The following is a 7887-nucleotide window of genomic DNA, read 5'->3' on the forward strand; positions in this document are numbered from 1 at the left end:
ATTATCAAGCAAAAAAACATTTGCCAGATTAGCTCGTTTGTCATTTTTTTTTCTTACCTTGCCTGAACTGTCTATCTAGTAAACGTTTGCAAAAAAACATAATTACAATAAAATAGGCAACTGTCTAAAACACAACAAAGATAACAAAATAATAAAAAATAGCTTAATCAACTTAACATAATTTATTGTAATTACGTTGATTTTATTGACTTACAGAATTTTTTTATAGAAAATTCAAGTAAGTGAACTTATATGATAACCATTATCAGTTAATGGTATACATAGCAGAATTATAAATATTAATGGTTTAGGTATGAAATTAAAACGCTTCGTTGCCGCAGACATGCGTTCAGCATTATCTTTGATTAAAGAGGAATTGGGTGCTGAAGCTGTTATTATGTCTAACAAACGCGTAGCTGAAGGCGTTGAAATCATTGCAGGTGTTGAAACAGACTCTCTTGAAGTTGTAAAGGCAGCTGCAAAAAAGAAGACCTCCTCAAGAACAATCAAGGACGATGAGGTCACCCTATCTAAAGCTGCAACCAATCCAAAAAACAGCAAAGTTTCAGAACGTAAATCATCAGAATTTGCAAAGAGCCTTCTTGAGATCCTAGAAAGACAGAAACAGGAACAGAGCAAGGCGCAAAAATCAGCTGTTAAGGCAAACTCTGCAAATTCAGAACCTCCTGCACCTTTATATGCACAGTCAGGTCTTAAAGATCTGTTCAAACAGAATAATGACGTAAAAGAGAAAGTTGAAAATACCCACGGTATTTCATCATACAAGAGCTTTGCATCTGAAAAGGAAAGTGAAGAACTCAAAAAGATGCGTCAGGATGTTGATTCAATAAGACGTCTGCTGCAGTTTGAACTTGCCGGCTTAATGTCAGACAGCAAAAAGCGTGAAGAGCCTGTAAAAGCAATGATTTATGAGCTTCTTTTATCAAGCGGTTTTGATAGGAGCGTATCATCTTCTCTATCTGATGAAATTGATTCAGATGCTTCATTTAATTTTGCATGGCGACAGCTTGCTGGAATTTTAGAAAAGAAGATTAAGACCGGAAATGATGAAATCATCACAGAAGGCGGAATTGTGACACTAATAGGTCCTGCAGGTGTCGGAAAAACAACAACTTTAGCAAAGCTTGCAGCACGTTTTGTTATGAAATATGGTGCAGACAGAGTAGCTTTAATTACTGCCGATCATTACAGAATTGGTGCTGTGGAACAGGTTAAGACCTATGGTCGTATTATGGGCTGTTCAAGCTTTGCCATCAAGTCTTTAGATGAATTGCCACAGATGCTTTATACCCTCAAAGACAAGAGTTTGGTTCTTGTCGATACAGTAGGTGTAGGTCTTAATGATGAAAGATTTGGCACACAACTTGCAAAACTCAAGGAACAGTCAAAGCTTAATCTGAAGCATTATCTGGTTTTACCTGCAACTGCACAAAGAAGAGTGCTGGAGCAGGCATATGAGCACTTTAGCTCATTGGGAATAAAAGGTCTTATTCTTACAAAGATTGATGAAAGTCAGTCTTTAGCAGATGCACTGTGTCTTTGCATTAAGGAAAAACTTAAACTTTCTTACTGCACTGACGGTCAGAGAGTTCCTGAAGATCTGAGTGTTCCAAGTGCAAAGGATATTGCAGTTAAAGCTTTAAGCGCTGTAGAGAATGATGTCGCAAAAGAAGCTTTGGCTTTTAGTAAATAACGAATACATGTTCAAAAACAAGGGCAGAAAATGGTACAGGAAGCAGCAAATTCACAACGTAAAGTAAAGGTAATTACCGTTACTGGTGGTAAAGGTGGTGTAGGTAAGTCAAGCGTATCCTTGAATCTTGCCGTTGCCTTATGCCAGCTTGGTAAAAAGGTAATGCTCTTTGATGCTGACTTAGGTCTTGCTAACATCGATGTTATGTTAGGTTTGAAGGTTGACAAGAACTTAGGTCATGTATTAAGTGGCGAGTGCGAACTAAAGGATATTCTTCAGACAGGTCCATATGGTCTTAGAATCGTTCCTGCATCATCTGGTTTAAAGCAGATGGTAGAGCTTACCACAGAGCAGCACGCAGGTCTTATAAGAGCTTTCTCAACCCTAGATGAAGACGTTGATTTCTTTATTGTTGATACTGCAGCCGGTATTTCAGACATGGTTCTATCATTCTGTAGAGCAGCTCAGGATGTTCTGATGGTTGTATGTAATGAGCCAACCTCTGTTGCTGATGCCTATGCACAGATGAAAGTCTTATCAAGAGACTATGGTGTTAAAAAGTTCAAGATTGTAGGTAACTCTCTGCATTCTCTAGACGAAGGCAAGCTTATGTACCAGAAGCTTGTTACCGTAACAGAGAGATTTATCGATGCCACACTTGAACTTGTAGCATGTATTCCTGTTGATCTGAACATGAGAAAAGCAATAAGACAGAGATCATGTGTTGTTGATGTATTCCCAACATCACCTGCAGCAAGAGCATTCAAGACACTTGCAAACAGAATAACAAGCTGGCCAATCCCTGAGGTTGCAGGTGGACATCTGCAGTTCTTTGTCGAAAACCTGGTTAATAAGAAATAAAAAAGAGATTGTTTATGTCAGGTAAGGTTAATGGAGCAAAGATATATCAGGCACAGGCACGCCTTGATATTTCTGCAAAGGTTGAAGAGTATGCACCTCTTGTTAAGCGTATTGCTCTTCACATGAAGGCCCGTTTACCTGCTAGCGTTGAAGTTGACGATCTCATTCAATCTGGAATGATTGGCCTTATCGATGCCGTATCCCACTATGAGGAAGGTCATGGTGCATCATTTGATACATATGCATCAATAAGAATACGTGGTGCTATGATTGATGAGTTAAGACAGTCTGACTGGGCTCCACGATCTGTTCATCAGAATACCAGAAGTATTTCCCAAGCTATAAACAAGCTGTCACATCAGCTTGGCAGAGAGCCAAAAGACATAGAGATTGCAAATGAGCTTGGTGTTGACATTGATAAATACAATCAGATGCTTCTTGATTCATCATCAACTCAGATAATCGGCATAGATGATTTAGGTGTTACTGATGATGTGATTGCAGATGGTGGCGATAATACAAGAGATAGGCTTTTTGAAACTCTAGCATCAAGCAGTTTTAAGAAATCACTTGCTGAGGCCATTAAAAACCTTCCTGAAAAGGAGCAGCAGATTCTGGCACTGTACTATGATGAAGAACTAAACCTGAAGGAAATTGGAAAAGTTCTTGAACTTAGTGAATCAAGAATATGCCAGCTTATGTCGCAGACCATGGCAAGATTGAGATCTATGCTCAAAGATTGGACTGCAAATTAAGGGCTAAGTAACAGATTTGAATTTTAATAGTGGTATTTTCTATAGATACTGCTTATAAAAGTAAGGAAAATCAGCAAAAAGACTGATTTTTCATGGAAGAAGGAGAAAATCTTGGATAAGAACATCAAGATACTGATTGTTGACGACTTCTCAACAATGCGCCGTATTATTAAGAATCTTTTAAGAGATTTAGGCTTTAACAATACTCATGAGGCCGACGATGGTGCTACCGCTCTGCCAATGCTTGAGGCTGGCGACTTTGATTTCGTTGTAACAGACTGGAATATGCCTATCATGCAGGGTATTGACCTTCTGAAGAATATTCGTAAAAGTCCAAAGCTAAAGGCAATGCCTGTACTTATGGTTACTGCTGAGGCAAAACGAGAGCAGATCGTTGAAGCTGCAAAAGCAGGTGTTAATGGCTATATTGTTAAGCCATTTACTGCTGCAACTTTAAAGGCAAAGCTCGATAAAATCTTCGAACGATTTGAATAATCAGGAGATTAGCTTATGGCAAATGATGCTGTCCAGTTGACTCTTGAGGATGTTGAGGATCTTCGTGCGCTTGTTGAGGCAGGCATGCAGGATGATGCAAGAGATGCATTGCTCAAGTTAGCTGGAAAATTCCCATCTTTAGACAAGCAGTCTAAGGTTTTTGAGGAAGTTGGCACTTTGACTCGAGATCTTCACAATGCAATTAAAGATTTTGCAGAAGATGATCGATTAAGAGTAATAGCTAACGTAGATATGCCAAGAGCATCAGAGCGACTGACAAGTATCATCAGCATGACAGGTAATGCGGCAAATAAAACCCTTGATGCTGTGGATGCATGCCAGCCTATGGTTGATAAACTCAATGACAGTGTAGAAAAGCTGCTGCCTGCATGGAATGCTTTAATGCACGGACGTATCGACAGAGATAACTTTGTAACTTTATGCAAGAATGTTGATACTCTGATTCGTGATACAAAGAAGAATGCTGCAAAGGTGTCAGAACAGCTGACAACCATTCTGATGGCTCAGGATTATCAGGATTTAACTGGTCAGATGATACAGAAGGTTATTTCCCTTGTAGCAGAAGTAGAAGATAAATTATTAAAATTTCTGATGAATTTCAGTGAATCTGAAAGAGAATATCTGCTTGAAAAGGACGAACTTCAGTCTGGTATTGAACCACACGGTCCTGCACTTGATAGCATTAAACAGTCAGACAATATTGCAGCAAATCAAGATGAAGTTGATGATTTACTTGCAAGTTTAGGATTCTAAAAAAATATAACGGAGATAGATTTATGGATGAGGAAATTCTACAAGACTTTATAGTAGAAGCTGGTGAGATTATTGAAAATCTCAATGAACAGCTAGTCCAGATTGAAAAGACACCTGATGATAAGGATCTGCTCAACGCTATTTTCCGTGGCTTCCACACAGTTAAGGGTGGTGCAGGCTTCCTGTCTTTAACTCCATTAGTTGAGGTTTGTCATGCTGCAGAAAGCCTTTTCGACGAACTGCGTAACGGTAGAATCGGCATGGCCCCTGATCTTATGGATGCTGTACTTCAAGCCTATGATGAGATTACTACAAAATTTGATCAGGTAAAAAACTCTGAGCCAATGGATGATGCACCGCAGGATCTGATTGACAGACTGCATGCATTAGCTGCAGGCAAGGCTGTTGAAGCTGCTCCTGCAAAAGAGCCAGAGCCAGAACCTGAACCAGAGCCAGAACCTGAACCAGAGCCGGAACCAGAACCAGCAGCAGATGATTCTTCAATCGATGATATTACAGAAGAAGAGTTTGAAGCTTTACTGGATCAGCTGCACGGTAAAGGACATGCTCCGGGCGTTGATGAGAGTGAAGGCGGTGCTTCAGATTCAGATGATACTGATGCTGAATTTGACAAGCTTGTTGAAAGTGCTCAGGAAAAGAAGGTTGAAGAACTTAAGGTTGCATCTGGTGAAGATTATTCAAAGGCAACAGAGGCTGCAAAGGCTGCAGATAATAAACCTGCACCTGCTGCAAAGGCTGCACCTTCAGCTCCTGCAAAGACAGGTGAAGCAAAATCTGCTTCTGAGGCTGATACTACTGTTCGTGTTGATACCAAGATCCTTGATGACATCATGAAGCTTGTAGGTGAGCTTGTTCTTGTTCGTAACCGTTTGGTAAATATGGCTGCAAGACGCTCTGATCAGGACATGTCAAAAGCTATTTCAAATCTTGATGTTATTACAGGCGATCTGCAAAATTCAATCATGAAGACAAGATTGCAGCCTGTTAAGAAGGTATTCGGTAGATTCCCTCGTGTTGTTCGTGACCTTGCAAGAAAGCTTGGCAAGAAAATTGAACTTAGAATGGAAGGTGAGGATACAGAATTAGATAAGAATCTTGTAGATGCTTTAGCAGATCCTATGATTCATATGGTTCGTAACTGCTGTGACCATGGTATTGAAACGCCTGAAGAGCGTAAAGCAAAAGGCAAGAGCGAAACCGGTGTCGTTCTTCTGTCAGCTTCACAGCAGGGTGATCATATTCTTCTTAAGATCTCTGATGACGGTCAGGGTATGGATCCAAATAATCTGCGTATGGTTGCTGTTAGAAAGGGGCTTATGGATGAGTCCGCTGCAGACAGACTGTCAGATGCTGAGGCTTTGAATCTTATCTTCGCACCAGGTTTCTCAACAAACAGTGAGGTTACAGATATATCAGGTCGTGGCGTTGGTATGGACGTTGTTAAGACCAATATTTCCAAACTAAACGGTATTGTACATGTTCTGTCAGAGTATGGTCAGGGTACCACTATTGAGATTAAGGTTCCTCTGACTCTTGCAATTCTGCCAACACTGATGATCAGTGTATCTCACAGAACATTTGCTCTACCATTAACATCAGTATCAGAGATCTTCTATCTTGATCTTGATTCAATGAGAAATGTTGATGGTCTGAATACTATTGTTATTCGTGACAAGGCTATACCTCTGTTCTTCTTAAAACAGTGGTTTGAGAATGTATCTATCAAGGAGTATATGAAGCAAAAAGCTCATATTGTTCTTGTACAGGTATCAGCAGCTCAGTTGGTTGGCTTTGTTGTGGATGAGCTTTTAGGTCAGGAAGAAGTTGTTATCAAACCTCTTGATGATGTCCTCCGCCATACACCTGGTATGGCTGGTGCTACAGTAACATCAGATGGTGGTATTGCACTTATTCTTGATATACCAGGTCTAATGAGAGCATATGCTCACAAGAATGCAGAGCGTGTAAATCTTGATGTTAAGGATGCAGTTGCAGATCTTGGCTCTGTAATGGACAAAGCAGTTAAATCAGCATCTCAGAGCATAGCAAAAGAGCAGGCTGAAAGATTTGGAAATTCACCTAATGAGCAGCCTTTAGAATAAAGTTATAAAAAATTAAATATAAGGATAATTTATGGCAACCAAGGTTTTGATTGTAGATGATTCTACTTTCTTTAGAAAAAGACTAAGAGAGATTATTGAATCTGATCCTACAATGCAGGTTGTAGGAGAAGCAAAGGACGGAAAGGAAGGTGTTGATCTGACACAGAAACTTCGTCCTGACGTAATCACCATGGACGTTGAAATGCCTGTAATGGATGGCATCAGTGCGGTCAAGGAGATTATGAGTAAATGTCCAACACCTATTTTGATGTTCTCATCTTTAACTCATGAGGGTGCAACAGCTACATTTAAGGCCTTAGAGGCTGGTGCGATTGATTTCATGCCAAAGAACTTTGATGATATCGCACACAGGAGAGAGGAGGCTTTAAAGTCTTTAATAGGTTCAATCAAAGCTGTATCCCGTTCAAGAGTTCGCGGTTTTAGACCATCATTGTCTACAGCAACTGCAGCGTCAAGACCTGCACCAACTCCTTTAAGAACAACAGCTGCCACTACAGCATCATCATCTGCTGCAAGTTCTGCTGCATCAGCTGTAAGACCTACAACTGAAGCTGCTGCCATGGGGCAGTATAAAAAGATTAGTGAGCTTTTAAATACTGATCCTGCTGTACCTGCTGCTGCAAGAAAGTTTACTTTTGGTGATCACAAATCTGAAACCACTGCATTCAGACGTTCAGGAAAGCTTCATTCTATTGTTGCAATCGGTTCATCAACCGGTGGTCCTATTGCTCTTCAGCAGATTATTCCTAATCTTCCAAAACTAAATGTTCCTGTGGTTATTGTTCAGCATATGCCTGCAGCATTTACTAATACCTTTGCCATGAGACTTGATGCATTGTCACAGTTGCATGTTGTTGAGGCAAAAGATGGTGAAATTCTTGAAGCTGGTACCTGCTATATTGCACCTGGTGGCAAGCAGATGATTTTTGAGAAGGTAGGTGTAAAGGTTAGAGTAAGAATTATTTCCGATACAGGCAGAGTTACCTACAATCCTTGTGTGGATGTGTCATTTGCATCCTTATCACAGATTTACGGTGACAAGGTTTTAGCCATGATCCTAACTGGAATGGGATCTGATGGCTGTGAAGGCTGTACCCTTTTAAAGAGAAAAGGATCTGTAATCTGGGCTCAGAATGAGGAAACC

The 7887-nt window shown here is 40.2% G+C and carries 7 protein-coding genes; all 7 read left to right on the forward strand.

Annotated features, from left to right (window positions below; genetic code table 11):
- Nucleotides 1-313: 313 nt before the first annotated feature.
- Nucleotides 314-1714 (forward strand): flagellar biosynthesis protein FlhF, encoded by a 1401-nt coding sequence (flhF, locus tag ACJML3_RS06250; RefSeq protein WP_406021590.1) that lies wholly within the window; start codon nt 314-316, stop codon nt 1712-1714.
- Nucleotides 1715-1744: 30 nt separating this feature from the next.
- Nucleotides 1745-2575 (forward strand): MinD/ParA family protein, encoded by an 831-nt coding sequence (locus tag ACJML3_RS06255; protein WP_331853791.1) that lies wholly within the window; start codon nt 1745-1747, stop codon nt 2573-2575.
- Nucleotides 2576-2589: 14 nt separating this feature from the next.
- Nucleotides 2590-3330, forward strand: coding sequence for an RNA polymerase sigma factor FliA (locus ACJML3_RS06260; RefSeq protein WP_406021592.1), 741 nt, complete (start codon nt 2590-2592; stop codon nt 3328-3330).
- 111 nt (nt 3331-3441) lie between these two features.
- Nucleotides 3442-3825, forward strand: coding sequence for a chemotaxis response regulator CheY (gene cheY, locus ACJML3_RS06265; RefSeq protein WP_219936425.1), 384 nt, complete (start codon nt 3442-3444; stop codon nt 3823-3825).
- Nucleotides 3826-3840: 15 nt separating this feature from the next.
- Nucleotides 3841-4599 (forward strand): protein phosphatase CheZ, encoded by a 759-nt coding sequence (locus ACJML3_RS06270; protein WP_406021595.1) that lies wholly within the window; start codon nt 3841-3843, stop codon nt 4597-4599.
- A gap of 23 nt (nt 4600-4622) precedes the next feature.
- Nucleotides 4623-6722: a chemotaxis protein CheA gene (locus tag ACJML3_RS06275; RefSeq protein WP_406021597.1), complete on the forward strand. Its 2100-nt coding sequence runs from the start codon at nt 4623-4625 to the stop codon at nt 6720-6722.
- Nucleotides 6723-6753: 31 nt separating this feature from the next.
- Nucleotides 6754-7887 (forward strand): chemotaxis response regulator protein-glutamate methylesterase (locus ACJML3_RS06280; protein WP_406021598.1); only part of this gene is annotated, 1134 nt, incomplete at its 3' end.

This window comes from Succinivibrio sp. (genome assembly GCF_045124615.1).
In the GTDB taxonomy this organism is placed as follows: Bacteria; Pseudomonadota; Gammaproteobacteria; order Enterobacterales; family Succinivibrionaceae; genus Succinivibrio; species Succinivibrio faecicola.